Below are 24417 nucleotides of genomic sequence, written 5' to 3'. Positions count from 1 at the left end.
TCTTGACCTCTTAACCTCTTAATCAGCCTCGGGTGAGACTTCGGACTTCAGGCGCCGACCGTCACGGTCAGCATCATGTCGATCAGCTTGATCGCGGGAAATGGCAGCAACACACCGCCCAGGCCATAGACCAGCATGTTGCGGCGCAGCAGCGCCGTGGCGCCCATCGGGCGGAAGCGCACGCCACGCAACGCCAGCGGAATCAGCAGCGGAATGATGAGGGCGTTGAAGATCAGCGCCGCAATCACCGCGTTGGCCGGGCTGGACAGCTGCATCACGTTCAGCGCGGCCATGGAAGGAATCGCACCCGCGAACAGCGCCGGCAGGATGGCGAAGTACTTGGACACATCGTTGGCCAGCGAGAAGGTGGTCAGCGCACCGCGCGTGATGAGCTGCTGCTTGCCCACTTCGACGACTTGCAGCAGCTTGGCCGGGTCCGAGTCCAGATCGACCATGTTGCCAGCCTCCTTGGCCGCCTGCGTGCCCGTGTTCATGGCCAAGCCCACGTCGGCCTGAGCGAGTGCGGGCGCGTCGTTGCTGCCATCGCCCACCATGGCGACCAGACGACCACCGGCCTGCTCGGCACGGATGCGGGCGAGCTTGTCCTCGGGCCGGGCTTCGGCGATGTAGTCGTCGACCCCGGCCTCGGCGGCGATGGCCGCGGCGGTCAGCGGGTTGTCGCCGGTGATCATCACGGTGCGGATGCCCATGGCGCGCAACCGGGCGAACTTCTCCTGGATGCCGTGCTTGACCACGTCCGACAACTCCACCACGCCGAGCACGTGGCGACCGTCGGCAACGACCAGGGGCGTGGCGCCCTTGCGCGCCACCTGCTCGACACGGGCCTGAAGCTCGGTCGGCACGCCCCCCCCAGCCTCTTGCACGCGTCGCACGATGGCGTCCATCGCGCCCTTGCGGATGGAACGACCATCGGGCAGGTCCACGCCGGACATCCGTGTGGCGGCGCTGAAGGCCACGAAGTGCGCGCCCACGGGCTCTTCCAGCGGCACCGATGAACCGTCACGGTTCTGACGGCGCGCCAGCTTGACGATGGACTTGCCCTCGGGCGTCGGATCAGCCAGCGAGGCCAGCAAGGCGGCCTCGCGCAGCAAGGACGGCTCCACCCCCGCGAGGGCGTGCAGCACCGTGGCCTGACGATCGCCATGGGTGATGGTGCCGGTCTTGTCCAGCAGCAGCACGTCCACGTCGCCCGCCGCCTCCACCGCCTTGCCGGATTTGGCCAACACATTGGCCGCCAACGCGCGGTTCATGCCCGCGATGCCGATGGCCGGCAGCAGGCCGCCGATGGTGGTCGGGATCAGGCAGACCAGCAGGGCGACCAGCAACAGAGGATCGAGCGTGATGCCGACGAAGGACGCGATGAAGGGCAGGCTGACGACCACGATCAGGAAGGTCGCGGTCATGGTCAGCAGCAACAGGCCCAGTGCGATCTCGTTCGGCGTCTTCTGCCGGTTCGCGCCCTCGACCAGGGCGATCATTCGGTCAAGGAAGCTGTGTCCCGGCTGGGCCGTGATGCGGACCACGATCTCGTCGGACAAGACCTTGGTGCCACCGATCACGCCGGAGCGGTCGGTGCCCGCCTCGCGCAGCACGGGCGCCGATTCGCCCGTCACCGCCGATTCATTGAGGGTGGCGAGACCACGCACGATCTCGCCATCGGCGGGCACGATCTCTCCCGCGGACACGACGACCCGATCGCCCGGAATCAATTCAGCCGCCGGAATGCTCACCGCGCGGGTGATCGCCTCCGCGTCATCGCGGCCCCCCAGACGACGGGCCACCAAATCCTTGCGCACGCGACGCAGCGAGGCGGCCTGGCCACGCCCGCGCGCTTCGGCCACCGCCTCGGCGAAGTTGGCGAACAGCACGGTGACAAAGAGCAGCGCCGTCACGGCCCAGCCCATGCCCGCGGACGTCGCCCCGAGCAGGGTCAACACAGCGCACCAGAGCGTGCCGAACCAGACCACGGCCATCACCGGGTTCTTGAAGGCGTGTTGGGGCGCCAGCTTGACGAAGGAAGCACGCAGCGCGACCTTGAACCCAGCAGCGTCCAGCAATGCGACTGGGCGGCTGGGAGCGATCGCGGGGAAATTGTCTTTGACATTCATGAGAAGGTTCTCCGACTTGGGTTCCATGGCGCTCACTGCGCGATCATCGACAGGTGTTCAGCGACGGGTCCCAGCACCAGCACGGGCATGAACTGGAGCAGGGTCAGGATCACGACCACCGCGATCAGGGTCAGGGCGAAGGTTGGGGTCTCGACCTGCAGGGTGCCGGCGCTTTCCGGCGCAAAGCGTTTGCGGGCCAGGGAGGCGGCGATCACCAGCGGCAGGATCAGCGCCGGGTAACGGCCCAAGGCCAGCACGGCGGCGCAGCTGAGGTTCCACCAGTACGTGGCGTCGCCCAGGCCCTCGAAGCCGGAGCCGTTGTTGGCGAAGGCCGAGGCGTACTCATACAGCACCTGGCTGATGCCGTGGAAGGCTGGGTTGGAGTTACCGGTGAGGGAGGGGATGGCCAGGGTGACGGCCGTGAAGCCCAGCACTACCAAGGGCTGCAGCAACACCAGCACAGCGAGCAACTTCACCTCCTGCGCTTCGATCTTGCGGCCGAACAACTCGGGCGTGCGCCCGGTCATCAGCCCCGCGAGGAAGACGCTCAAAAGCAGGTAGACCAGGAACTGCTGCAGGCCGCAGCCGATGCCGCCCCAGATGGCGTTGACCAACATATTGCCCATCGTGACCAAGCCGGTCAGCGGCGCCAACGAGTCGTGCATGGCATTGACCGAGCCGTTGCTGGTCTGCGTGGTGAACGCGGCCCACAGCGCGGAGGCGTCAGCACCGAGGCGCACTTCCTTGCCTTCCATCAGCGCCGCGTCGGCCGTGGACGAGGAATGGCCCTCGGACCACAACGCCAAGCCCGTGGACGCCAGGGACATGGTCAGCATGCAGCCCAACACCAGCGCGCTGAACTTCTTGCGCCCCGTGAAAGCACCGACCATGAAAGCCACTGAAACCGGCAACAGAATGAGCGAGAACGTCTGCAGCACGTTGGACAGCGGGGTCGGATTTTCCAGCGGAGCCGCGCTGTTCGGGCCATACCAACCGCCGCCATTGGTGCCCAACTGCTTGGCCGCGACCATGGGCGCGACGGGCCCCAGCGGGATCTTCTGCTCCTTCATGGCCACGCTCGCGTCCAAGGGCGTGACCTCCGGCCCACCCGCCAGGGTGGAGGGCACGCCCTGCCATGTCAACAGCATCGAGAGCAGCACACACAGCGGCAGGAACACACGCACCGTGGGTCGTATGACGTCGGCCCAGTAGTTGCCCAGGTCCACGGCGCTGGCATCGGCCTGCCCCTCGCGGGCCTGGCGTCCACCGAACAGGCCGCGCAGCGTGGCCACCACGAGGGCCAGGCCCATCATCGGCGTGACAACCTGCAAGCCGACGATGCCCGTCATCTGGGCCAGATGCGACAGTTGAGCTTGACCCGAGTAATGCTGCTGGTTGGTGTTGGTGAGGAAAGAGACGGCCGTGTGCAGCGCCAGATCCCAGCGCAGGTTCGGCGCGTCGTTCGGGTTCAGCGGCAACCAGGCTTGGGTCATGAAGATCGCCGTGACCAACAAGCCCAGCACCCAGTTGCTGAGCAGGAACGCTCTGGCATAGTCCTGCCAGCCCATGCCTTGCGACGGGTCTACCCCCAGCAGGCGGTACAGAGGGCGCTCGACCCGGCCCCAAAGCCGGTCACCGCGCATGGGCTCGCCGCGCATCACGGCGGCGAGATAACTGCCTAGCGGCCAGCCCAACACGAGGGCCAGCCCCAGGACAACGATGAGTTCGATCATGTGCAAGGACTCCTGAATGTCGATTCAGCACAGGCCGCAGAGACCTCGGCGACCACGTGCAAAATTCTCGAAGTGGCACCCGTAAATTCGCCAGCCTCGCGGCCGGACCAAGGCATAAATTCCGCGTAAATTCCGCGCCTTCCGGCCCGCCACGGCACGGTCGCGCGGGCCTGGCACGATCTCTGCGACACTCGCCGCATGACCCTCACCTGGCCCATCGCCGCCGCCGTGCTGTTCGGCGCGCTACTGCACGCAAGTTGGAACGCCCTGGTCAAGTCCAGCCAGGACAAGACGCTGGACACAGCGCTGATTCACCTGCTGGGTTCGGTCGTCACGTTGCCGCTCCTGCTCTGGTTGGGGCCGCCGCCGCTCTCTGCCTGGCCCTACATCGCAGCCTCGGTGCTGATCCACATCGGCTACTACATCGCGCTGGCGCGCGCCTACCACCACGGTGACCTGGGCTTGGCTTACCCGTTGATGCGTGGGACCGCGCCGCTGCTCGTCGCCCTGAGTTCGGCGCTGTTCGTGGGGGAGCATCTTTCACCGCTGGCCTGGATCGGCGTGCTGGGCGTGTGCTGCGGCGTGCTGGCGCTCGGGTTGTCGCGCCACGCGCTGGATTCGCCCAAAGCCGTGGGCTTCGCGCTGGCCAACGCGGTCATCATCGCCATCTACACCCTGGTGGACGCGCTGGGCGCGCGAGCGGCCAGCACGGAGGCGGATGGCTTGGGGGCGCTGCGCTACGTCATCATGCTGTTCGCCTTCGATGGCTGGCCCTTCGCCCTGCTTGTGCTGGCGCGGCGCGGCAAGGTCGCTTGGCCGCGCACACTGTCCTACGCCCGCCAGCGCTGGCGCATTGCGCTGGGCGGCGCGCTGGCCTCGCTGGGCTCCTACGGCATCGCGCTCTGGGCCATGACGCGCGCGCCCGTGGCCACCGTGGCCGCGCTGCGCGAGACCTCGGTGCTGTTCGCGGCCATCATCGGCGCCTGGCTGCTGCGCGAGCCCTTCACGCCGCGCCGCGCCATGGGCACGGCCGTCATCGTGGCGGGCGTGATGGCGCTGCGCTTGGGTTGATCAACACCGAGCAAGACCGGGTTAAAAAAAAGCCCACTCTCGGCTGCCTGAGCCGCGAGCGGGCCGTGAGACCTTGCTGTCCGTATTTAAGGCGTCATCACCCGGAAAGTCAGGGTGTAGTTGTAGCCGTACATCGGCGCGGCAGCGCCCTTGGGCGCCGCACCGCGATAACGCACCAAGGCCAGATAGACGCCCGGTTGACTCAGCGCATAGGCCACGCGACCTTGCGCATCGGTCTTCACACTCGCGCTGGTGTGCTCGCTGCCCAGGTCCATGGGGGAGCGGTAGATGTCCACCGTCTGCCCCGCCAGCGGCTTGCCATCGAACAGCACGGTGAACTCGAACTTTTCACCCGTGACCAAATCGTTCGGGTGGGTGATGGGTGCGATTTCCAGACCCTGCTGGGTCGGCTCCAAGGCGCGCTTGTTGGGTGCCCCGGCCGTCACGTACGCCTCGGAAATCGAATGCGACTGGTAATGGGACAGCAGCTTGACCCCAGGCGGCGGGGTCTTGTTCCCATCGCGCGAGATCTCCACCTTGCCGTCCTGCTCCCAGCTTCGGAAGATTGAACCCAAGCGCACGCCCGTGCTCAGACGGTAAGTTCCCTTGGCACCGGGCAACTTCTGCTCGGCCACGGTGCGGGACTTGAACTGATGCACCTCCCCGAAAGGCAGCAAGCTGGCGTCCGGCGTGGTGATCACGAAGCGCGTGTCGCCAAAGTTCACTTCCGACAGGAAGAATTTTTCGGCATAGCCCGCGTCCACGCTGACGATGGCATCGGGGGACACGTCAAAGCTCAGGGGCAACAGGTAAGGCGTGTGCGCCTGGGCGGTGCCGGTGAAGAGCAGTCCCGCGCACAGGCGCAGCAGCGTGACGCGTGCAAAGAAGGGGCGAAGCATGCGGACCATGATCAATTCGCGCCTTTCTTCATGTCATCCGCGGCGTTCACGACGCCGTCAAGGTTCACGTCCCCCGTCTTGAAGGTGCGCTCGGCGACATCGTTCTCCTCGTCCACCGACAGGCGGCCGTCCTTGTTCTTGTCCAGGATGTTGAAGCGCACATGGGCCTGTTTCATCATTTGCTGGTAGCCGTCGTCGGGCGAGCGGCCCTGGGCGGCGTACTGCTGCTTCAAGCGCGCCTCGAACTCGGCCACGTATTCGGCCTCGCTGAGCCAGCCGTCCCGGTTGATGTCGGCCGCCACGTAACGCTGCTTGCGCAGCGTGTCGTACTCGTCGCGCGTGACCACGCCGTCACGGTTGACGTCGTAGCTGCCCATGAAGGCGGCATGGCCGTGCCCGCCCGCGGGGTTGACGGGCCCAAGCGCCTTGTCAGCGTTCGGTTGGGACGGGGACGCGCAGGCAGCCAGCAGGACGGTCACGCCCACGGCAAGCGCCACGAGGGCTGGACTTGTTTGTTTCATGAAAACCTCAAAGATGGATAAGAGTGAGGGTTGGGATGGGGAAGCGAGAAGGCGGCTATTTTTACACAATTATTTATTGCGAATCATTCTCATTATTAATATACTTTGCAAAGATTTGTGGCACATCACGGGCCATCAAGTCGGTTCACCCCACCTTTCCTTTCATTGCCTACAAGAAAGTCCATGCCTTCCAAATCCAAGTCCCGTCGCGACGTCGTCCGCACCTTCCGCCTCAAACCCCTGGCCTGGCTGGCGGCCTGCGCCCTTGGCCCCGGACTCACCGCCCAGGCGCAGGAAGTCGCCCAACTCCAGGCCATCGTCGTCAGCGGCTCGCGCGTTGAGCAGTCCGCCGACGATTTGCCCATGTCCATCGACGTCATCGGCACGGAAACGATGGAAGAAAAGCAGGTGCGCGACATCCGCGACCTGGCGCGCGAACTGCCCAATGTGAGCGTGCAGCGCTCGCCCGCTCGCTTCGGTATGGCCAGCGGCAGCACAGGCCGAGACCAAAACGCAGGCTTCAACATCCGCGGCCTGGACGGCAACCGCGTGCTGGTGCTGGTCGATGGCATCCGCCAGCCGCGCAGCTACGCTTTCGGCGCCACGTCGTTCGGGCGGGACTACCTCGACGTGGGCCTGATTCAGCGCGTGGAGGTGGTGCGTGGCGCCACCTCGGCCTTGTATGGCTCGGATGGCATGGGGGGGCTGGTGCACTTCATCACCGCCGACCCGGACAACTTGCTTGATCAAAACGACGACTTCGCGGGCCGGATCAGCCTGGGCTATGACAGCGCGAACCAGTCCAAGCGCCTCGGCACCACGCTGGCGGGTCGCATCAACGACGAGTTGCAGTGGTTGCTGGGTGCGAGCGTGTCGCGCGCCCAAGAACTGGACAACCAGGGTGACAACGACAGCAAGAACGCCACCCGGACCACGCCCAACCCCCAAGAAGACGAGAACTACAGCCTGCTGGGCAAGTTGGTGTGGACGCCCGGCGCGGGCCAGCGCCATGCGCTGACGCTGGAGCATGTGGACAAGAGCAGCGACTATGAGCTGCTGACGGCGCGCACCGCCACGGTGCTGCGATCCGACGCCAGCACCGACATGGAACGCAGCCGCGCGACCTGGGACAGCCGCTGGCAGACGCAATCGGCCTTGGCCGACGAAGTGCGCGCCGTGCTGAGTTATCAGGACGCCCATTCGCGCGAATGGGCAGACGAAGATCGCACCACCACGGACCGCGTGCGTGACACGACCTACGACGAAACCACCTGGCAGTCCAACCTGCAAGGCAACAAGCTGCTGCGCATGGGCGGTGGCTCGGCGCAGAAGATCACCTACGGCGTGGACTACGTCGTCACCGACGTGGTCAACGAGCAGGATGGCGTCACGCCGCCCGCCGGAGAGACCTTTCCGCTCAAGCGCTTCCCCGACACGCGTGAAACCAGCACCGCGCTTTACGTGCAGGACGAATTCATCATCGGGGACTTCAGCGTGACCCCGGGCGTGCGCTTCGACCACTACAGCATTGACGCGAGCCAGAAGAACTTCAACGCCGACGCCAAGTCGATTTCAGGCGACGCCACCAGCCCCAAGCTGGGCGTGCTCTGGCGTGCCACCGACCAGTGGAGCCTGTTCGGCAACTACGCGGCGGGCTTCCGTGCGCCCAATGCGGGGCAGATCAACGCCTTCTTTGAGAATGCCGCCGCGGGTTACAAAACCATTCCCAACCCGGACCTGAAACCCGAGACCAGCCAGAACTTCGAATTGGGCCTGCGCGGCCGACTCGACGGCGTGAGCTTCGACTTCGCCGCATTCACGGGCCGATACAAGGACTTCATCGAGGACACCTACAAGGTCGGCGGCGCGGGCACCCAGGCCAATCCTACGGTCTACCAGTCCGTCAACATCGGACGGGTGGAGATCAGCGGCTTTGAGGCCAAGGCCGACATCCGTTGGGGTGCGCCGGGCCAGTTCGCGGGAGGCACGCTGTCGAGCCCGCTCAGCTACAGCCAAGCGCGCGGACGGGACACGGCCCAGGACGTGCCGCTGGACTCGATCAACCCCGCGCGCATGACCGCCGGTGTGCGCTACGACACCCCCGTCTGGATGGTGCGCTTGGACGCCACGCACAGCGCCGCCAAGGACAAGAGCGATGTGGACTCGAGCACGCAGTTCCTGCCCGACGCCTACACGGTGTACGACCTCAGCGGCCAATGGCGCATCCGCAAGGACCTGCGCCTGACGGCTGGCGTCTACAACCTGACGGACGAGAAGTACTGGAACTGGTCTGACGTGCAAGGCCTCGCCGCCTCGTCCGCGGTGCTCGATGCCTACACCCAGCCCGGCCGCTCGGTGCGCGTCTCGATGAGCGCCGACTTCTGACGCCCGCGGCGGTCTGAAGGCCTCGCAGATCCAGGCCGGTCATGCGCAGAGCGTGACCGGCCTGCTGCATTGGGGTTCGCATCGAGTCTCGAATGTGGGTTCGCATGTGGGCTCGCCCAAGAGAATCACGCAACCCAAGCAACCGGTTTGAAACGACCGTCATCGCCCAGCGGGATAATGAAGCCATGACCTTCGTGAAACCGCCCCACCTGCCCTCCCCCGTCCTGGCCGTGATCTTCGACTGGGCCGGCACCCTGGTTGACCATGGCTCACTCGCACCCACGCAGATCTTCGTGGACGCCTTCCAGACCTTTGGCATCCGCATCACGCTGGAGCAGGCGCGGGGGCCCATGGGACTGTCCAAGCGCCTGCACATCCATCAGTTGCTGAACGACCCGGGCGTGCAAGCCCAATGGCAAAAAGTCTTCGGGCGCCCCTCGACCGAGGCCGACATTGACGCGATTTACGAGCGCTTCATGCCCATGCAGATCGAGAAGGTGGGGGCGTACTCGCAGCCGATTCCCGGGGCGGTGGACACGTTGGCCTGGCTACGCGCGCGCGGCATCAAGATCGGTTCCTGCTCGGGTTATCCCAAGCAGGTGATGGACGTGCTGCGTCCTTTGGCCAAGCAAGCGGGCATCGCGCCCGACCATGTGGTCGCGGGTGACGAGTTGCCCGCAGGTGGGCGTCCTGGCGCCTACATGGCGCTGGCGAATCTGCTCGCGCTGCAAGTCCCGAACGTGCGCGCCTGCGTGAAGGTGGACGACACCACGCCGGGCGTGGAGGAAGGACGCAATGCGGGGATGTGGAGCGTGGGCTTGGCGCTGTCGGGCAATGAGATGGGGTACACGCTGGCTGACGCTCAGGCCATGAAAGCGGCGCAGCCGGCTGAGTACGAGACCCGTCTGGCCCAGGCCCGGCGTCGGCTGCAGGAGGCGGGCGCGCATTACGTGATCGACAGCGTGGCGGAGTTGCCTGCGGTGATTGAGGCGATTGAGGCTCGACTGTCAAAGGGCGAGGCTCCTTGAATTAGCACTCAAGCATTGGTGAAGGCAAGAGGATGCGGGGTAAAGACTGCGCTCATGTCCCCCGAGCGGCTGCGCCGCTCTCCTCCTTTACTTCGCTCCGCCTTCACCCCGCATCCTCTTGCCAGCGGGCATCTGCGCAATCCTCAAATCTAAAAATCCAGCGCCATGCGTTTCTTCAAAGACCTCCAACTCTCCGCCGCCAGCGCAGGCTTTGTTGCCGTGCTGGTCGGTTTCACCAGTTCCGTCGCGCTGGTGTTCCAGGCCGCGCAATCGTTTGGCGCGACGCCGGAAGAAATCAGTTCCTGGATGTGGGCGCTGGGCCTCGGCATGGGGCTGTGCAGCGCCCTGCCCTCGCTGATCCTGCGCCAACCGGTGATGGTGGCATGGTCCACGCCGGGTGCGGCGGTGCTGGCCGCCGCTGGGCTGGCGGGGGGGTTTTCAATGGCCGAGGCCGTCGGTGCCTTCATTGTCAGTGCGGCGCTGATCACGGTGGCGGGTGCCACGGGCTGGTTTGAGCGGGTGATGAACCGCATCCCCATGGCCCTGGCTGCGGCCTTGTTGGCCGGCGTGCTGGCGCGCTTCGGGCTCAATGCCTTTGGTGCCGCGCAGACCGCGTTGCCGCTGGTGCTGCTGATGTTGGCCACCTACCTGCTGGGCAAGCGCTTCGTGCCGCGCTACGCGGTGCCGCTGACCCTGGTGGTCGCTGTGGCCTATGCCGCGCTGCGCGGTCAACTGGCCTGGAACACCGTGAGTTTCTCGCTGGCCGTGCCAGTGTTCACAGCGCCGAGCTTCACGCTGTCGGCCATCGTCAGCCTGGCGCTGCCGCTGTTTGTCGTGACCATGGCCTCGCAAAACCTGCCCGGCGTGGCGGCCATCCGCGCGGCGGGTTACGACATGCCCATTTCGCGTCTGCTCACGATGACGGGCGTGGCGACCCTGGTGCTCGCACCCTTTGGCGCCTTTGCGCTGAACTTCAGCGCCATCACCGCCGCCATCTGCATGGGCCACGAAGCGCACGAAGACAAGGCCAAACGCTACACCGCCGCCGTGGTCTGCGGCCTGCTTTACGTGCTGGTGGGCATCTTTGGAGCCACGGTCACGGGCCTGCTGCTGGCCTTCCCCAAGGAACTGGTCGCGGCCATCGCGGGCCTGGCCCTGCTGGGCAGCATCGCGGGCGCGCTCGCTGCCGCCTTCGCACAGGAGGACCAACGCGAAGCCGCGCTCATCACCTTCCTCGTCACGCTCAGCGGCGTCGTGATCGCAGGTGTGGGTTCGGCGTTCTGGGGGGTGGTGGCGGGGGCGATTGCGTTGGGGTTGCGGAGGAAGTGATTAAGTTCACTTCATACCGTCCTAATTTTTCAGGACCAAGACAGCAACTCTAAAACTCAGAATCCTGATGGATTGGGCCAGCTCGGATCACCCGCAATACGATTGAAGAACTCATTAAGAGAATCGCAAATCTTCTCTCCCCACATCCAATGAACTGCATTGGGGTTGGCGCTTTTTGGTTTGATACAAAAGAACAAATCTACATCGCGTTCAAAAAATGGTACGACCTCTGGCTCTATCTGCGTATAAGGTGCCATCCATCCACATGTTCCATTAATCAACTCAGGAATATGTGTTGGAATAAGTACGTTATTGAATGAAAAACTTATCGCGTCATCGTGCCCGCGAACCGTACCAACGCCTATCTCGGCGTAGTAGCTCCTGAGCTGCCCAGGAAGACGAAACTGCAAAGATTCCTCGGTCTTCAGAATGATCTCTTCCGAGCACTTCCAAAAGCCACTTGCATAAATTGCATATGGATTCGGGAACACTGTTGAGTCCGCTAGTGCCTCAATCGTCAGAACTTTGCCATTTCGCATTGAATACATGGATTCAAACATCTTGCATGCCTGCAACTGCAATTTCTTGAATATCCGAACCGACTGATGTAAATAACAATGCGGTCTTCACACCGCAACTCAGCTCACAAAATCACCTCTCTCGGTAATACATCCGCATCGCAATCGGCGCCGCCACGGCGGTGATGGCGGCCGAAGCGACCAGCACCCAGACCACATCACCGCCCACCACGTTGCCATGCATCAGCCCGCGCGCGGCGTTGGTCAGGTGAGTGACGGGGTTGAGGTTGACCACGGTCTGCATCCAGCTGGGCATGGTGGTTGGGTTGACGAAGATGTTGCTGACGAAGGTGAGCGGGAACAGCAGCAACATGCTGGTGGTCATCACCATTTCGGGCGTGCGCACCAGCATGCCGATGATGATCCAGAACCAGGACAGGGCCGAGGTGAAGAGCAGCACCAGCAGCAAGGCCATCACCACGCCGGTCACGCCACCTGTCGGGCGAAAGCCCAGGATCAGGCCGACGGTGAGCACCACGAGGGCCGCCAGCAGGTAACGGCTCAGGTCACCGAACAACGCTCCGACGATGGGGCTGGGCTGCCAGATGGGCAGCGAGCGGAAGCGCTCGAACAGGCCCTTGGTGATGTCGGTGCACAGGCCCATGCCGGTGTAGATGGTCAGGAAGACCAGGGTCTGCACCACGATGCCCGGGATCAGCCACTGCAGGTAAGCGTCGGTCGAACCGGCCAGCGCGCCACCGAACAGGTAGGTGAACATGAAGGTCATCATGATGGGGAAGACCAGCACGTCGAAGAGCTGGAAGGGCACGTGCTTGATCTTGAGCATGGCCCGCCAGGCCAGGGTCAGCACAGCCGCACCCGCGCTGGCACGAGCGGGGCGCGGGTCCTTGCTCAAGACGCCATGCAGGGAAATCTTGTCGCTGCTCATTGCTTGCCTCCTTGCTTGTTCGTGCCGTCCGCAGTTTTGTCTTCTGCGGGTTTGCCGGTGATGGCGAGGAACACATCGTCCAGGCTGGGTTGGGCCAGGGCGAATTCGGCGATGGCGATGTTCGCGGCCGCGAGCTGGGCCAGGGCCTGAGGCGCGAGTTCGTCGCGCGCGACCTTGGCGCGCAGCAGCCCTTCGTCGTCGTCACCCGCCTGCACCTCACCCACCGCTTCGCCCAGCACCCGGCGCAGGATGTCTTCCGCCGCCGCGCGCTGAGTCACGTCGGCCAGGCGCAGTTGCAGGGCGCGGCCACCGACCGAGGCCTTCAGCTCACGGCTGGTGCCTTCGGCGATGACCTTGCCGTGCTCGATGACGGCCAGGCGTTCGGCAAGGCGGTCGGCCTCTTCAAGGTACTGCGTGGTCAATAGCACCGTCGTGCCTTCGGCGGCGATCGCGCGCACGATGTCCCAGACCTGGTTGCGACTGTGCGGGTCCAGGCCCGTGGTGGGTTCGTCCAGGAACAGCAGGTCGGCCGTCACGATCAGGCTGGCGGCGATGTCCAGCCGGCGCCGCATGCCGCCCGAGTAGTTGCGAGCCTGGCGCTTGGCGGCTTCTTCGAGGTCGAAGGCGGCGAGCAATTGCTTAGTCCGTGCCTTCGCCGCGCTCCACGTGAACCCCAGCAGCCGCGCGATCAGGATGAGGTTTTCCTCGCCGGTCAGGTCTTCGTCCACGGAGGCGAACTGCCCCGTCACGGCCACCTTGGCGCGCACCTGGGCGGCTTCGGTCACAAGGTCATGCCCGAGCACACGGGCTGTGCCGCCACTGGGGCGCAGCAAGGTGGTCAGCATGCGGATGGTGGTGGTCTTGCCCGCGCCGTTCGGGCCGAGCAGGCCGTAAACCGAACCGCGCGGGATCGCCAAATCGATCCCCTGAACGGCGACGAAATCACCGAACTGCTTGCGCAGTCCGTGGGTCTCGATCGCCAACTCCGTCACAAGTGCAGGCATCCCGTCCCCCCCCAAATAAAGAGCGCTGAGTTTACGGGTTACGCCCTGTTTTTTGCGTGACAAACTGTGCTTCGACACTGGGGGAAACGCGCAACCGCGCCCGGAGCGCCATCCTTCGAGCGCTGTCGCCCAGACCTGGTCAAATCCCTCACAGGGTCTTGAATTTTCCCAGCGTGTGGCGCGCCCATTGCGAAGCGTCATAGCGTTGCACGCTGCGCTGCATGCTGGCCATGCGCTCCTGCTGCTCCTGAGTCGGCATGGCCAGGGCGCGGTCGATGGCGGCATCCATCTGAAAGTTGGAGTAGGGGTTGGCCAGCACCGCGCCGTCCAATTCCACCGCCGCGCCCGTGAACTCGGACAGCACCAGCGCCCCTCCCAGATTGGCACCGTTTCCATTCTCCCGAGCGGCCACGTACTCCTTGGCCACCAGGTTCAGGCCATCGCGCAGCGGGGTGATCCAGCACACGTCGGCACAGCGGTAGTAGGCGATCAGTTCCTCAAAAGGGATGGCCGAGGTCGAGAGCCACAGCGGCCGGTAGGCCAGCGTGCTGTAGCGGCCATTGATGCGCCCGGCGATCTGCTCGATCTCGCGCTGCACATTGCGGTAGACGCCCATGCCCGAGGCCGCCGACACCGACGTGACGAGCAGTTGCACCTGTCCGACCAGCGCCGGTTGACGCTCCAGCAGGCGCTCATAGGCCAGCAGCATGTCGCGCGTGCCCTTGGTGTAGTCCGTGCGTCCGACGGAGACGATGAGCCGACGCCCGGCCAGTTCCTCGCGGATGCGCATCTCGCGTGCCTGCGTCGTCTCGCGCGCCGCCAGTTCACGGATGTAGGGCACGTTGGTGCCTACCGGGCAGGCGTCGACATGGACCACGCGCCCCTGGTAGCCCAGCTTGACCGGCGAGGAGGCCTGCGACAACGCCAGGCCCTGGTGCGACATGCTGGATGGCGCTGCGGCCTCCTCCAGGATCTTGGCGCCCTTGAGGTTGCGCGCCGCCGCCGCGAAGCCTGCGGCATAGCGCGGGATGTGGAAACCCACAAGGTCGCAGTCCAGCAGGCTGTTCATGATTTCGTCGCGCCAGGGCAGGATGCTGAAGATGCTGGACGAGGGAAACGGCGTGTGGTGGAAGAAGGCGATCTTCACGTCCGAACGCAGCTTGCGCACGTAATGCGGCGTGAGCCACAGGTTGTAGTCGTGGATCCAGATCACCGCACCCGGCGCGGCCTGGGCCACGGCGGCCTCGGCGAACAGGCGATTGACCTCGCGGAAGGTCGGCCAGTCCACCGCGTCGTAGTTGTAGCGCTCGGGAAAGGAATGCAGGATGGGCCAGAGCGCTTCCTTCGAAGTGACGTGGTAGAAGCTGCGCACCTGCTGCGCGGTGAGTGGCAGGCGCGAGACGTTGTAGGTGCCATAGGAATCCTGGATGCGCACGACGCGCTCGAATTTATCGGCCTCGCGCCCCTTGCCTTCCACCTGCTTCCAAGCCACCCAGGCGCCGCGCTCGACCGAGCCGAAGAAGCTCTTGAGCGTGGGCACGATGCCATTGGGACTGGCGTGCTCCTTGTAGACCAGTTGGCCGTTCTCCACATGCTCCTCATAGGGCTGGCGGTGGTAGACGATCACCAGGTCGGAGGGTTGCGTTGTGTTGTCCATGGAAGGCTCCTTTCTGTTCTTCTTCACAGTTTCAAAGGGATGGCGCGAAAAATCCGCGTGTGACGAAGCCGTGGTGATGCACCGCGTCGAGGATGCCGGCGGCCCCCGCACGCGGGCTGCGGTAGATGCGCCGCGGGCGGACTTCATGCGCCTGCGCGGGTTCGTCCCAAGCCTGCTCCCGTTCCAGAACGCGCAAGGCTTCGAGCAAGGCAGCCTCGGCATTGCCCACGGCCACGCCGCTGAGCCCGGAGGCGAACAGGGACAGGTCGTTGAGCGTGTCGCCCGCCACCAGCACGTCCTGCGGCGGCAGGCTCAGGTGCGCGATCAGTTGCCGCAGCGTCGGCCCCTTGGAGACACCGCGCGGCAACACGTCCAGGAAGGTGCCGGCCGACAACAGACCGTCGTAACCCGCCGCGTCGATCTTGGGCAAGGTGTCGGGCGACAGCGCGTCGGGTTCGTACCAGTAGCTCAGGCGGTAGCGAAAGGGCGTGTCCTGTTCGCGCAGTCCGGGTTCGTCGGCCAACAAGGCCCGCAGTCGCGCGCGGGCTTGTTCAGCCGAGGCCGCGCCAAGCGTCCAGCGCGCGGCGATGTCCGCTTCCAGCGCAGGCAGCGGTTCGATGCCTGGCCCCCCAGCGACCGTGGTGCCCACGTCACCGATCACGTAATCCGGCCGGGGCACGGCACCCGCGGCCACGAGGCTGCGGATGAAGGGCAGGTCACGCCCGGTGACGAAGATCAGGGTCAGGTCGTTCGGCTGCCGCGTGCGCAAGGCCTGCAGCCATTGGTAGAGCGCGGCGCGCTCGGTGTCGCTGCCACCGAGGAAGGTGCCATCCAGATCGGTCGCCAGCACCAGCGGGCGATCGAGCGCGGGAAAAACGTCGTGAGAGATCGGCGTGGAAGACGGCGATGTCATGCGGGTCAGACTCCTGGCTGCGGCAGTCCCGGCGCACACGGCGCCACGACTGCCTGGGTGAACAGGCCGGGGACGGAAACGGCATCGGTGCGCGGACGCGAAAAGAGGAAGTGACTTTGGAGAACGCCGCCGTGGCACCGAGGCACGGGGGCCGCACCACGACGGCGACCGGGACGCGCGCCCCGCGCTCAGGGCCCGGGGCGTGAGGGTTTCCGCCGTCCGGTCAGGACAGGCGATTCAAGGACGCGCAACCAAGCGGAGGCTCGGAGCGTCGGTTCGTCGCGTAGCGCAGCACGGCAAAGCGCTCGCCCGGCAAGGGCGGCGTGAGCGTGCTGCGCGAGCGCACCATGCCGCGCGTGAGGGCCGCCCCCAGCTTCGCGTTCACCCGCGCACAGCACCGCGCCTGGCGGCGCAGGACGCATTTGGCGTGCAGGTGAGGAAAGGCAGCGGAGTGCATGGACTAAGGCAGACTCAAAAACCAAACGCCGCGTGGCACTTCATCAAGAAAGCAAGTCGCGGCGTGGGATTAGGGAACATTCTAGAAGCCCTGCGCCAAAGGCCTACGCAAAAACCCGGCTCACGGGTGCGACTTACCACGATGTGGGTCGGCGGGTCGCAAAGGAAATCCGCGGACTGCGAAGGAGGGTCGCGACGGCTGCACACAAGGCAAACGTGGGCGCCGGTGGCCACGGGGGCAACGCGGCCGATGCGGGCTGCGGATCAAGGCGCTCCCCGACCCACCCTCAGGATGGCGGCCCCAGACGCTGCATCAAGCGTTTCAAGGCGTTCTGGTACTGCTGCGCCATCATCCGAGCGAGTTGCGGCTGGCCACGGGCGGCCACCAAAGCCAAACCACTGCCATGAGCATGATCGATGAGGAGATCGCGCCAAAGTTCAGGCTCGTCCGTCAGCATGGCCACGAGCGCGGTCAAACGATCGGTGATCTCCCGCGTCACGCCCGCGAACGCTTGTGGCGCCGAGAAAATGGCCAGTGTCAATTGCGGGTGCTTGCCAATGGCCTTGTGGTAGCGGGTCAGCAAGGCGCTGATCGCGGGCCGTGGGTCCGACGTCGCGTCCATCGTCGCGCCCAGCGGCTCCAACACGTCGGCGTAAACCTGGTCCGACAAGGCGCGCAACAAGGCCTCGTGCGTTCCGACATGACGGTACAGGCTCATCGGTGTCACGCCCAGGCGCTTGGCCAGGGCGCGCATCGTCAGACCTTGCCCGCCGCTCTCATCCAACAGCGACAGCGCCGTGGCCAGGATGGTGTCACGCGACACCCCCGCGCCCTGCGCGGGACGACCGCGCGCCAACGTCATGGCCTGACCCGATAGGTCGACTGCACGAGCCCGGAGGGGAAGCTGCGGGACGAGACCAAGGCCAAGTCGATATCACGGGTCAAAGCGCCGAACAGTGGACGCCCTGAGCCCAGCAAGACAGGCACGGTGGTGATCACCAGGTCGGCGACCAAGCCCTCGCGCAGGAAAGACTGCAGCAGCAGCCCTCCGTCCAGATAGACGCGGCGTATGCCCTGCCCCGCCAACGCCTCCATGATGGCCTTGGGCGCAAGCCCGGAAAAACGCACTTTCCCCTTCAATGCCTCGGGCACCGGCATTCCCTCGAGTTGGCGAGACAGCACCAGCACAGGCTGCTCGTAGGGCCAGGCATCGAAGGTGAGCACCTTCTCATAGGACCCACGGCCCATGACGATCATGTCCTTGTCGGCGATGAAGGCGGCGTAGCCATGGTCCTCGGTGGGGTCGTCGCGTTCCAGCAGCCATGCGATGTCGCCATCGTCCCGGGCGATGAAGCCATCCAAACTGGTGGCGATGAAAACGTGGGCAGTGGTCATGTCGACTCAAAAATATACAATGTATATTTTAGTGCTCAATGCTCAGACTTCTGAGCCATCCAGGCTCTTTGGCTCAGGAAAAATGGTTCCAGATCGGCCCGTCACGGGTCGAGTCACGGCATCATCGCGACGGCATGACGAAAAACACTGCGCCTCCCCTGCCCGCCGCGATGCAGACGCCGCCCGACCTGCTGCGTCGGCTGCTTCGCGCCAAGGACCGCATGGACGCGGCCTCGCATGAGGCCTGGCCGGTCGAGCGGCTGGCGCGGGTCAGCAAGGTTTCGGCGACGCATTTCGCGCATGCCTTCCGCGATGCGTTTGGCCTGCCGCCCCACCGCTACCTGCTGACGCGCCGCATCGAGCGCGCCCTGGCCCTGCTGCGTGACACCGAACTGCCCGTGACCGACATCGCCTTCCAGACCGGTTGGGAAAGCCTGGGCAGCTTCGGCCGCACTTTCCGCGACATCACCGGCCTGAGCCCGAGCGCGGCGCGGATCCAAGCACGCGCCCGCGCTCCCCAAGAGTCACATACGCTGGCCCTGGTGCCGGCTTGCTTCATGAGCGCGGCACAACGGCCTGCGCTCGACATCGCAGTTTCGGAGAAGCGCCGCCGCGAAGCCGCCGGTATAAACCGCGCCTGAACTCACCTCAGGAAAGGACTTGGCCATGCGCCTTGGTGTTGAAGTCGTCGGGCTCTACGTGCGCGACCAGGATGAAGCACTTGCGTTCTACGTTGAACAGCTTGGGTTTCGCGTCCACACGGACGTGCGCAATGGGGACTACCGCTGGCTCACGGTCCAGCTACCCGATCAACCATCGTTCCAGCTCGGCCTCTTTTTGCCCGGACCGCCCATGCATGACGCGACGACGTCCCAAACCCTGCAGGCCATGGTGGCCAAGGGCGCGATGCCGCCGCTAGTGTTGACGGTGGACGATTGCCGCGCCGCGCACGCGCAGATGCAGGCGCGCGGCGTGGAGTTCACGCAGGCGCCGACGGAACGTTATGGCAGCGTGGATGCGAGCTTTCGCGACCCATCCGGCAATGGCTGGAAGCTGGTCCAGGCGCGCGGATGAACGCGCAACAAGACAAGAAAAGGAAACGACCATGAACTGGAACCCAGGCATCCGCCAATTCCACCGCTGGGTGTCGCTCGTCTTTACCCTCACGGTGATCGCAAACTTCGCCGCGATGGCGATGAACGGCGGCCAGGCGCCGATTTGGATCGTCTACGCGCCGCTGCCGCCGCTTTTCGTGCTGCTGGGCACGGGCCTCTACCTGTTCGCGCTGCCCTACCTCGGCAAACGACGGAAAGAGCAGGCGCGCTGAGTCCGCTCGGCACCCCATCAAATCGCCACGAGCTGGCGTATGCCCTTGTCTTTCATTTCGCTGCCAGGCCCCTTGGCGATGACGGCACCACGCTCCATGACCACGTACTCGTCGGCCAGTTCCTCGGCGAAGTCGTAGTACTGCTCGACAAGCAGGATGGCCATGTCGCCGCGGTCGGCCAGCATGCGGATGACGCGGCCGATGTCCTTGATGATGCTGGGTTGGATGCCTTCGGTGGGTTCGTCGAGCACCAACAGCTTGGGTTTGGCCGCGAGCGCGCGGGCGATGGCCAGCTGTTGCTGCTGGCCACCGGAGAGGTCTCCACCGCGCCGCCCCAGCATCTGCTTGAGCACGGGGAACAGTTCGTACAACTCGGACGGGATGGGTGTGCCGCCAGGTTGGCTGGCCAGGCCCATGCGCAGGTTTTCCTCGACGGTGAGGCGAGCAAAGATTTCGCGGCCTTGGGGCACGAAACCGATGCCGGCGCGGGCGCGTTCGTAGGGCGTGGCCTTGTGGATGTCCTGGCCCTCAAATTCGATGCTGCCGTTCTTGATCGGCACCAGGCCCATCAGGGACTTGAGCAAGGTGGTCTTGCCCACGCCGTTGCGGCCGAGCACGACGGTGACTTTTCCAAGGGTAGCGCTGAGGCTCACGTCGCGCAGGATGTGGGAGCCGCCGTAGTACTGGTTGATGTTCTTGACGTTCAGCATTTTTCTGACTCTCCAGCATGCGCGGTGACTTCGGCGAAGACCGCCTGCCGAACGGCGCCCCCGGCCCGGCCCGATTGCGCCGGCCGCTGCGCGGCTGCCCTGCGATGCTCGGACAACCGGTCCATCGCATCACTCGCTGCGTTCGCTGCGCTCTCTCCGCTCAAACAGACGCGATGAGTCAGACCACGAAGCACGCGCGACTGCGCGCGTGCCGACCGGCCGCCCTGCGCTTCTCGGCGGCGCAGACGGGCCGGGCCGGGGGCACCATTCGACAGGCTTCCTAGAGTCGAGCAACGCCGTGCGATTTTTCGCAAAGTTTGGCACCCAACTCCAACATCCGAAAAGGCGTCGGGGCCCCAACTCAAACCCTGTTCCGCTGTGCTCTCCCCCTTCGTCACCGCAACGCGGCAAGGCCTGTGTGGGGCAGCGAATGGACGCGGCCGAGCAGCGCAGCGGTTGGCGGAGAAAGGGGCGCGCCGTGTCTGAGCGCAGCGAGTTGGCGCGTCCCCCGCCAACCGCGAGCAGCGCAGGGCAGTCGCGCAGCGACCCGTGTCCTCTGAGCGGAGCCACACAGGCCTTGCCGCGTTGCATCGCAACCCATGCAAACAATGCAACGCGAACGGCAAAAGAAAATCCTCACCGCCCAAGGTACACCTCGATCACCCGTTCATCCGCCTGCACCTGCTCCAGTGTGCCCTGGGCCAGCACCGAACCGTCGCAGAGCACCGTCACGATGTCGCTGATGGTCTTGATGAAGCTCATGTCGTGCTCCACCACCATCAGCGAATGCTTGCCCTTGAGCGTCAGGAACAGCTCCGCGGTACGCGCGGTTTCCTCGTCCGTCATGCCCGCCACGGGTTCGTCGAGCAGCAGCAACTTCGGGTCTTGCATCAACAGCATGCCGATTTCCAGCCACTGCTTCTGGCCGTGGCTCAGATTGCCCGCCTGACGGCCCACGCTGTCCGCCAGATGGATGGTGTGCAGCATGTCGGCCAAGCGATCCGCCTGCGCGGAATCCAGCTTGAAGAAGATGGAGGACTTCACGCTCTTGTCCATCTTGAGCGCCAGCTCCAAGTTCTCGAACACCGTCAGTTGCTCGAAAACCGTGGGCTTCTGGAACTTGCGCCCGATGCCCAGCTGCGCGATCTGAGGTTCGCTGTAGCGCAGCAGGTCGATCGTGGAACCGAAGAACACCGTACCCTCGTCAGGACGGGTCTTGCCCGTGATGATGTCCATCATCGTCGTCTTGCCCGCGCCATTCGGCCCGATGATGCAACGCAGCTCTCCGGGCGCGATGTCCAGGCTCAGCTTGTTGATGGCCTTGAAGCCATCGAAGCTCACGCTCACGTCTTCCAGGTAGAGGATGCGGCCGTGCGTCACGTCCACCTCGCCCGCCTTGACATGACGTCCGTAGCTGGCGTGTTGGCCGCCGGCTTCGGTGTTCTGGCGCGCGACGTCCATTTGCGATTGGATGCGCTGCGCACCCAGTTCGAGCAGATCGGGCGTCATTCTTGATGGCCCCCCCGGAATTTTTTCCACAGACGCTTGACCAGCCCCACGATGCCGTCAGGCAGGAACAGCGTCACCAGGATGAACAAACCACCCAGGAAGTAAAGCCAGAAAGCAGGGAAGGCCGCGGTCAGCCAACTCTTGGCGCCGTTGACCACGAAGGCGCCGACGATGGGGCCGATCAGCGTGGCGCGTCCGCCCACCGCCGCCCAGATCGCGATCTCGATGCTGTTGGCCGGACTCATCTCGCCCGGGTTGATGATGCCGACCTGGGGCACGTAGAGCGCACCCGCGATGCCACACATCACGGCCGACAGCGTCCAGATCGTCAGCTTGTAGCCCAGCGGGTTGTAGCCCGAGAACATCACCCGGCTCTCCGCATCGCGGATGGCCTGCAGCACCCGGCCGAACTTGGCGTTCATCAACCAACGCCCGAGCAGGAAGAAGCCCAGCAGCGTCAGACCGGTCAGCATGAACAGCGTCATGCGCATGCCTTGCCCGATCGGAATGCCCAGAATGCGCTTGAAGTCCGTGAAACCGTTGTTGCCGCCGAATCCCGTCTCGTTGCGGAAAAAGAGCAACATGGCGGCGAAGGTCAGCGCCTGCGTGATGATGGAAAAGTAAACGCCTTTGATGCGCGAGCGGAAGGCGAAGTAACCGAAGACGAAAGCGACCAGGCCCGGCACCAACACGATCAGGATCAGCGTGGCGACGAAACTGTCGCTCAAGGCCCAGTGCCAGGGGAATTCCTTCCAGTTGAGGAACACCATGAAGTCCGGCATGTCGCTCTTGTACTGGCCGTCGCGGCCGATCTGGCGCATCAGGTACATGCCCATCATGTAGCCACCGAGCGCGAAGAACAGGCCATGCCCCAGCGAAAGGATGCCGGTGTAGCCCCAGATCAGGTCCATGGCCAGCGCGCAGATGGCGTAGCACATGATGCGCCCGAGCAAGGCCACCGTGTAGTTGCTCATGTGGAACACATGGCCCTCGGGCACCAGCAGGTTGAGCACGGGTGCCAGCACGAGCACGGCGATCAGGGCCGCGAGAAAGGCCGTCCAGCCGCGCCGGTTCAGCAGAGGCGCGGCGGCGGGAAGCGTGAGGGATGTCGTTGTCATGTCGGTCCGCGCCTCAATCCACCGAGCGGCCTTTGAGGGCGAAGATGCCTTGAGGGCGTTTCTGGATGAAGGCAATGATGAACACCAGCACCATGATCTTGGCCAGCACCGCACCCTGCCAACCTTCGAGCAGCTTGTTCACCAGGCCCAGGCCCAGCGCGGCGTACACGGTGCCCGCGAGCTGGCCGACACCGCCCAGCACCACGACCATGAAGGAATCGACGATGTAGCCCTGGCCCAGGTCCGGGCCCACGTTGCCCACCTGCGAGAGCGCGCAGCCCGCCAGTCCCGCCACGCCCGAGCCCAGCGCGAAGGCATAGGTATCGACCCGCGCCGTGTTCACGCCCATGCAAGACGCGATGGGACGGTTCTGCGTCACGCCGCGCACAAAGAGCCCGAGCCTCGTGCGGCTGATCAGCAAGGCCATGCCGAGCAGCACCGCGAAGGCGAAAGCGATGATGACCAAGCGGTTGTAAGGCAGGGTGAGGTTGGAGAGCACCTGCCAGCCCCCGCTCATCCAGGCCGGGTTTTCAACTGCCACGTTCTGCGCGCCGAAGAGGGAGCGCACGGCCTGCATCAGCACCAGGCTGATGCCCCAGGTGGCCAGCAAGGTTTCGAGCGGGCGGCCGTAGAGGAAGCGGATCACGCCACGCTCCAGCACTGCACCCACCAGGGCAGACGCCAGAAACGCCACGGGCACCGCCGCCACCAAGTACCAGTCGAAGGCGCCGGGCAGATAGGTGCGGAACAGGCCCTGCACCACGTAGGTGGCGTAGGCGCCGATCATGATCAGTTCGCCGTGCGCCATGTTGATGACACCCATCAGCCCGTAGGTGATGGCGAGGCCCAGCGCGGCCAGCAGCAGGATGCTGCCCAGGCTGATACCTGTGAAGAGCACGCCTGCACGCTCGCCCCAGGCCAGGTGATCTTCGATGGCGCGCTGGGCGGCCTGGATCGCGGCTTTGACCCGAGCGTCTTGCTCGCTGGCGAGCTGCTGGCCCAGCAACTGCCGCGTGGCGGGCGTGCGATACGCCGACAGCACCTGCACCGCCGCGTAGCGCTGCGCGGGTTCGTTGCTGGACAGCAGAATCGCGGCGCGCGCCAAGTCGAGTTGCTCGCGCACGGCTGTTTCTTTCTCGGCCGCGAGCGCCTTGTCGATCAAGGGCAAGCGAGACTCATCGGGCTCGGTCGCTAGAGATGTGGCCGCCGCCAAACGCGCACGCACGTCCGGACCGAAGAGCTGCAAGGCAGCCAAGGCATTCGCGATTTCGCCGCGCATGCGGTTGTTGTTGACGACGTCCTCCGCGTCCTCGGGCAAGGGGACCGGCTGGCCAGTCACAGGGTCTTCGCCCTTCCACTCGCCCTCCACCTCGCGCACGAGGATGACCTTGCCTTCATGCACCTTGACCGCGTCGTCGGTCAAGGCCTGCAACAAGGCGGCCAAACGCTCGTCGGGTGTTTGCACCGCCTGCTGCATGGCCGCGATGCGATCACTCGAATCTCCAACCACGATGGCCCGCGCCTGCTCGGGTGTGAGCGCCTGGGCAGGAACCACGCTCAAGAGCGCGGCGAATGACAGCAAAAGTTTTTTCAGCATCACGAGGAATCTCTAGAGTGAACGCGGCGCACCACGCTCACGCTGCAAATCCCATACCAAAATGGACGCCCCCCGAAGTGGTCTACGACCACTTCCCCCCACTGGGGGGGCGGCGCGACCGCTTGGGGCGGCCCGGCGCGGCGCGCCCCCGCATGGGGAACCCGCCGC

23 protein-coding genes are annotated in these 24417 nt (G+C 64.9%); 7 read left to right on the top strand and 16 right to left on the bottom strand.

What is annotated here, in order from left to right:
• Positions 1-47: 47 nt before the first annotated feature.
• On the bottom strand, positions 48-2129 hold the full coding sequence (kdpB, locus tag ACLBKS_RS11850; protein ID WP_410193007.1) for a potassium-transporting ATPase subunit KdpB: 2082 nt from the start codon (positions 2127-2129) through the stop codon (positions 48-50).
• A 32-nt stretch (positions 2130-2161) separates the two neighbouring features.
• Positions 2162-3862: a potassium-transporting ATPase subunit KdpA gene (gene kdpA, locus ACLBKS_RS11845; protein ID WP_410193006.1), complete on the bottom strand. Its 1701-nt coding sequence runs from the start codon at positions 3860-3862 to the stop codon at positions 2162-2164.
• Between the two features lie 198 nt (positions 3863-4060).
• On the opposite strand from kdpA, the gene ACLBKS_RS11840 reads away from it, so the two are divergent.
• The gene (locus ACLBKS_RS11840; protein WP_410193005.1) at positions 4061-4933 is read left to right on the top strand and encodes an EamA family transporter; all 873 of its coding nucleotides are present in this window, start codon (positions 4061-4063) and stop codon (positions 4931-4933) included.
• A gap of 86 nt (positions 4934-5019) precedes the next feature.
• Here the strand turns inward: ACLBKS_RS11840 and ACLBKS_RS11835 are convergent, their stop codons facing one another.
• Together ACLBKS_RS11835 and ACLBKS_RS11830 are read right to left on the bottom strand one after the other, a co-directional pair.
• A complete protein-coding gene (locus ACLBKS_RS11835) occupies positions 5020-5841 on the bottom strand; it encodes a DUF4198 domain-containing protein (protein ID WP_410193004.1) in 822 nt (273 codons plus the stop codon).
• A 2-nt stretch (positions 5842-5843) separates the two neighbouring features.
• Positions 5844-6353 (bottom strand): hypothetical protein, encoded by a 510-nt coding sequence (locus tag ACLBKS_RS11830; protein ID WP_410193003.1) that lies wholly within the window; start codon positions 6351-6353, stop codon positions 5844-5846.
• 183 nt (positions 6354-6536) lie between these two features.
• Here ACLBKS_RS11830 and ACLBKS_RS11825 point away from each other — a divergent pair, with 183 nt between their 5' ends.
• From ACLBKS_RS11825 to ACLBKS_RS11815, 3 genes are all read left to right on the top strand, one after another.
• Positions 6537-8738 (top strand): TonB-dependent hemoglobin/transferrin/lactoferrin family receptor, encoded by a 2202-nt coding sequence (locus ACLBKS_RS11825; RefSeq protein ID WP_410193002.1) that lies wholly within the window; start codon positions 6537-6539, stop codon positions 8736-8738.
• 185 nt (positions 8739-8923) lie between these two features.
• The gene (gene phnX, locus ACLBKS_RS11820; RefSeq protein WP_410193001.1) at positions 8924-9766 is read left to right on the top strand and encodes a phosphonoacetaldehyde hydrolase; all 843 of its coding nucleotides are present in this window, start codon (positions 8924-8926) and stop codon (positions 9764-9766) included.
• A 165-nt stretch (positions 9767-9931) separates the two neighbouring features.
• Positions 9932-11095: a benzoate/H(+) symporter BenE family transporter gene (locus ACLBKS_RS11815; protein WP_410193000.1), complete on the top strand. Its 1164-nt coding sequence runs from the start codon at positions 9932-9934 to the stop codon at positions 11093-11095.
• Positions 11096-11151: 56 nt separating this feature from the next.
• Here ACLBKS_RS11815 and ACLBKS_RS11810 read toward each other — a convergent pair whose 3' ends face one another.
• The 8 genes from ACLBKS_RS11810 to ACLBKS_RS11775 form a co-directional block, all read right to left on the bottom strand.
• Positions 11152-11655 (bottom strand): SMI1/KNR4 family protein, encoded by a 504-nt coding sequence (locus ACLBKS_RS11810; RefSeq protein WP_410192999.1) that lies wholly within the window; start codon positions 11653-11655, stop codon positions 11152-11154.
• Between the two features lie 91 nt (positions 11656-11746).
• A complete protein-coding gene (locus ACLBKS_RS11805) occupies positions 11747-12562 on the bottom strand; it encodes an ABC transporter permease (protein WP_410192998.1) in 816 nt (271 codons plus the stop codon).
• Positions 12559-13566 (bottom strand): ATP-binding cassette domain-containing protein, encoded by a 1008-nt coding sequence (locus ACLBKS_RS11800; protein WP_410192997.1) that lies wholly within the window; start codon positions 13564-13566, stop codon positions 12559-12561. The genes ACLBKS_RS11805 and ACLBKS_RS11800 overlap by 4 nt, the downstream gene beginning before the upstream one ends.
• 148 nt (positions 13567-13714) lie before the next feature.
• The gene (gene ggpS / locus ACLBKS_RS11795; RefSeq protein WP_410192996.1) at positions 13715-15223 is read right to left on the bottom strand and encodes a glucosylglycerol-phosphate synthase; all 1509 of its coding nucleotides are present in this window, start codon (positions 15221-15223) and stop codon (positions 13715-13717) included.
• A 31-nt stretch (positions 15224-15254) separates the two neighbouring features.
• Complete coding sequence (locus ACLBKS_RS11790; protein WP_410192995.1) at positions 15255-16136, bottom strand: HAD-IIB family hydrolase; 882 nt, start codon at positions 16134-16136, stop codon at positions 15255-15257.
• Positions 16137-16359: 223 nt separating this feature from the next.
• A complete protein-coding gene (locus ACLBKS_RS11785; RefSeq protein WP_410192994.1) occupies positions 16360-16593 on the bottom strand; it encodes a hypothetical protein in 234 nt (77 codons plus the stop codon).
• Between the two features lie 286 nt (positions 16594-16879).
• Positions 16880-17455 (bottom strand): TetR/AcrR family transcriptional regulator, encoded by a 576-nt coding sequence (locus tag ACLBKS_RS11780; RefSeq protein ID WP_410192993.1) that lies wholly within the window; start codon positions 17453-17455, stop codon positions 16880-16882.
• A complete protein-coding gene (locus ACLBKS_RS11775; RefSeq protein WP_410192992.1) occupies positions 17452-17988 on the bottom strand; it encodes a dihydrofolate reductase family protein in 537 nt (178 codons plus the stop codon). The genes ACLBKS_RS11780 and ACLBKS_RS11775 overlap by 4 nt, the downstream gene beginning before the upstream one ends.
• 134 nt (positions 17989-18122) lie before the next feature.
• Here ACLBKS_RS11775 and ACLBKS_RS11770 point away from each other — a divergent pair, with 134 nt between their 5' ends.
• The 3 genes from ACLBKS_RS11770 to ACLBKS_RS11760 are packed head-to-tail and all read left to right on the top strand — an operon-like array spanning position 18123 to position 19315.
• Positions 18123-18629 (top strand): helix-turn-helix transcriptional regulator, encoded by a 507-nt coding sequence (locus ACLBKS_RS11770; RefSeq protein WP_410192991.1) that lies wholly within the window; start codon positions 18123-18125, stop codon positions 18627-18629.
• A 25-nt stretch (positions 18630-18654) separates the two neighbouring features.
• A complete protein-coding gene (locus tag ACLBKS_RS11765) occupies positions 18655-19062 on the top strand; it encodes a VOC family protein (RefSeq protein WP_410192990.1) in 408 nt (135 codons plus the stop codon).
• Positions 19063-19093: 31 nt separating this feature from the next.
• A complete protein-coding gene (locus ACLBKS_RS11760) occupies positions 19094-19315 on the top strand; it encodes a hypothetical protein (protein WP_410192989.1) in 222 nt (73 codons plus the stop codon).
• Positions 19316-19332: 17 nt separating this feature from the next.
• On the opposite strand, the gene urtE is transcribed toward ACLBKS_RS11760, so the two are convergent.
• The 4 genes from urtE to urtB form a co-directional block, all read right to left on the bottom strand.
• The gene (gene urtE, locus ACLBKS_RS11755; RefSeq protein WP_410192988.1) at positions 19333-20025 is read right to left on the bottom strand and encodes an urea ABC transporter ATP-binding subunit UrtE; all 693 of its coding nucleotides are present in this window, start codon (positions 20023-20025) and stop codon (positions 19333-19335) included.
• A 636-nt stretch (positions 20026-20661) separates the two neighbouring features.
• The gene (gene urtD, locus ACLBKS_RS11750) at positions 20662-21534 is read right to left on the bottom strand and encodes an urea ABC transporter ATP-binding protein UrtD (protein ID WP_410192987.1); all 873 of its coding nucleotides are present in this window, start codon (positions 21532-21534) and stop codon (positions 20662-20664) included.
• Positions 21531-22652 carry an urea ABC transporter permease subunit UrtC gene (gene urtC / locus ACLBKS_RS11745; RefSeq protein WP_410192986.1) on the bottom strand — a complete coding sequence of 374 codons (1122 nt, stop codon included), beginning with the start codon at positions 22650-22652 and terminating at the stop codon, positions 21531-21533. Before urtC ends, urtD begins: the two co-directional genes overlap by 4 nt.
• A 13-nt stretch (positions 22653-22665) precedes the next feature.
• On the bottom strand, positions 22666-24249 hold the full coding sequence (gene urtB, locus ACLBKS_RS11740) for an urea ABC transporter permease subunit UrtB (RefSeq protein ID WP_410192985.1): 1584 nt from the start codon (positions 24247-24249) through the stop codon (positions 22666-22668).
• Positions 24250-24417 lie beyond the last annotated feature (168 nt).

Origin of the sequence: Hylemonella sp. W303a, from assembly GCF_046452315.1 — a bacterium.
In the GTDB taxonomy this organism is placed as follows: domain Bacteria; phylum Pseudomonadota; class Gammaproteobacteria; order Burkholderiales; family Burkholderiaceae_C; genus Hylemonella.
The sequence above is the reverse complement of the archived record's forward strand: the minus strand, read 5'-3'. Positions and strand labels throughout refer to the sequence as shown.

Bases quoted from the DNA above. Each gene is read 5' to 3' on its own strand.
- ACLBKS_RS11815 (WP_410193000.1), top strand. From the start codon at position 9,932: ATGCGTTTCTTCAAAGACCTCCAACTCTCCGCCGCCAGCGCAGGCTTT.
- ACLBKS_RS11775 (WP_410192992.1), bottom strand. From the start codon at position 17,988: ATGACCACTGCCCACGTTTTCATCGCCACCAGTTTGGATGGCTTCATC.
- ACLBKS_RS11785 (WP_410192994.1), bottom strand. From the start codon at position 16,593: ATGCACTCCGCTGCCTTTCCTCACCTGCACGCCAAATGCGTCCTGCGC.
- urtE (WP_410192988.1), bottom strand. From the start codon at position 20,025: ATGCTGAACGTCAAGAACATCAACCAGTACTACGGCGGCTCCCACATC.
- ACLBKS_RS11780 (WP_410192993.1), bottom strand. From the start codon at position 17,455: ATGACGTTGGCGCGCGGTCGTCCCGCGCAGGGCGCGGGGGTGTCGCGT.
- urtB (WP_410192985.1), bottom strand. From the start codon at position 24,249: ATGCTGAAAAAACTTTTGCTGTCATTCGCCGCGCTCTTGAGCGTGGTT.
- urtD (WP_410192987.1), bottom strand. From the start codon at position 21,534: ATGACGCCCGATCTGCTCGAACTGGGTGCGCAGCGCATCCAATCGCAA.
- ACLBKS_RS11825 (WP_410193002.1), top strand. From the start codon at position 6,537: ATGCCTTCCAAATCCAAGTCCCGTCGCGACGTCGTCCGCACCTTCCGC.
- ACLBKS_RS11770 (WP_410192991.1), top strand. From the start codon at position 18,123: ATGACGAAAAACACTGCGCCTCCCCTGCCCGCCGCGATGCAGACGCCG.
- ACLBKS_RS11765 (WP_410192990.1), top strand. From the start codon at position 18,655: ATGCGCCTTGGTGTTGAAGTCGTCGGGCTCTACGTGCGCGACCAGGAT.
- ACLBKS_RS11840 (WP_410193005.1), top strand. From the start codon at position 4,061: ATGACCCTCACCTGGCCCATCGCCGCCGCCGTGCTGTTCGGCGCGCTA.
- urtC (WP_410192986.1), bottom strand. From the start codon at position 22,652: ATGACAACGACATCCCTCACGCTTCCCGCCGCCGCGCCTCTGCTGAAC.
- ACLBKS_RS11810 (WP_410192999.1), bottom strand. From the start codon at position 11,655: ATGTTTGAATCCATGTATTCAATGCGAAATGGCAAAGTTCTGACGATT.
- kdpA (WP_410193006.1), bottom strand. From the start codon at position 3,862: ATGATCGAACTCATCGTTGTCCTGGGGCTGGCCCTCGTGTTGGGCTGG.
- ACLBKS_RS11830 (WP_410193003.1), bottom strand. From the start codon at position 6,353: ATGAAACAAACAAGTCCAGCCCTCGTGGCGCTTGCCGTGGGCGTGACC.
- phnX (WP_410193001.1), top strand. From the start codon at position 8,924: ATGACCTTCGTGAAACCGCCCCACCTGCCCTCCCCCGTCCTGGCCGTG.
- ACLBKS_RS11805 (WP_410192998.1), bottom strand. From the start codon at position 12,562: ATGAGCAGCGACAAGATTTCCCTGCATGGCGTCTTGAGCAAGGACCCG.
- ACLBKS_RS11760 (WP_410192989.1), top strand. From the start codon at position 19,094: ATGAACTGGAACCCAGGCATCCGCCAATTCCACCGCTGGGTGTCGCTC.
- ACLBKS_RS11835 (WP_410193004.1), bottom strand. From the start codon at position 5,841: ATGGTCCGCATGCTTCGCCCCTTCTTTGCACGCGTCACGCTGCTGCGC.
- ACLBKS_RS11800 (WP_410192997.1), bottom strand. From the start codon at position 13,566: ATGCCTGCACTTGTGACGGAGTTGGCGATCGAGACCCACGGACTGCGC.
- ggpS (WP_410192996.1), bottom strand. From the start codon at position 15,223: ATGGACAACACAACGCAACCCTCCGACCTGGTGATCGTCTACCACCGC.
- ACLBKS_RS11790 (WP_410192995.1), bottom strand. From the start codon at position 16,136: ATGACATCGCCGTCTTCCACGCCGATCTCTCACGACGTTTTTCCCGCG.
- kdpB (WP_410193007.1), bottom strand. From the start codon at position 2,129: ATGAATGTCAAAGACAATTTCCCCGCGATCGCTCCCAGCCGCCCAGTC.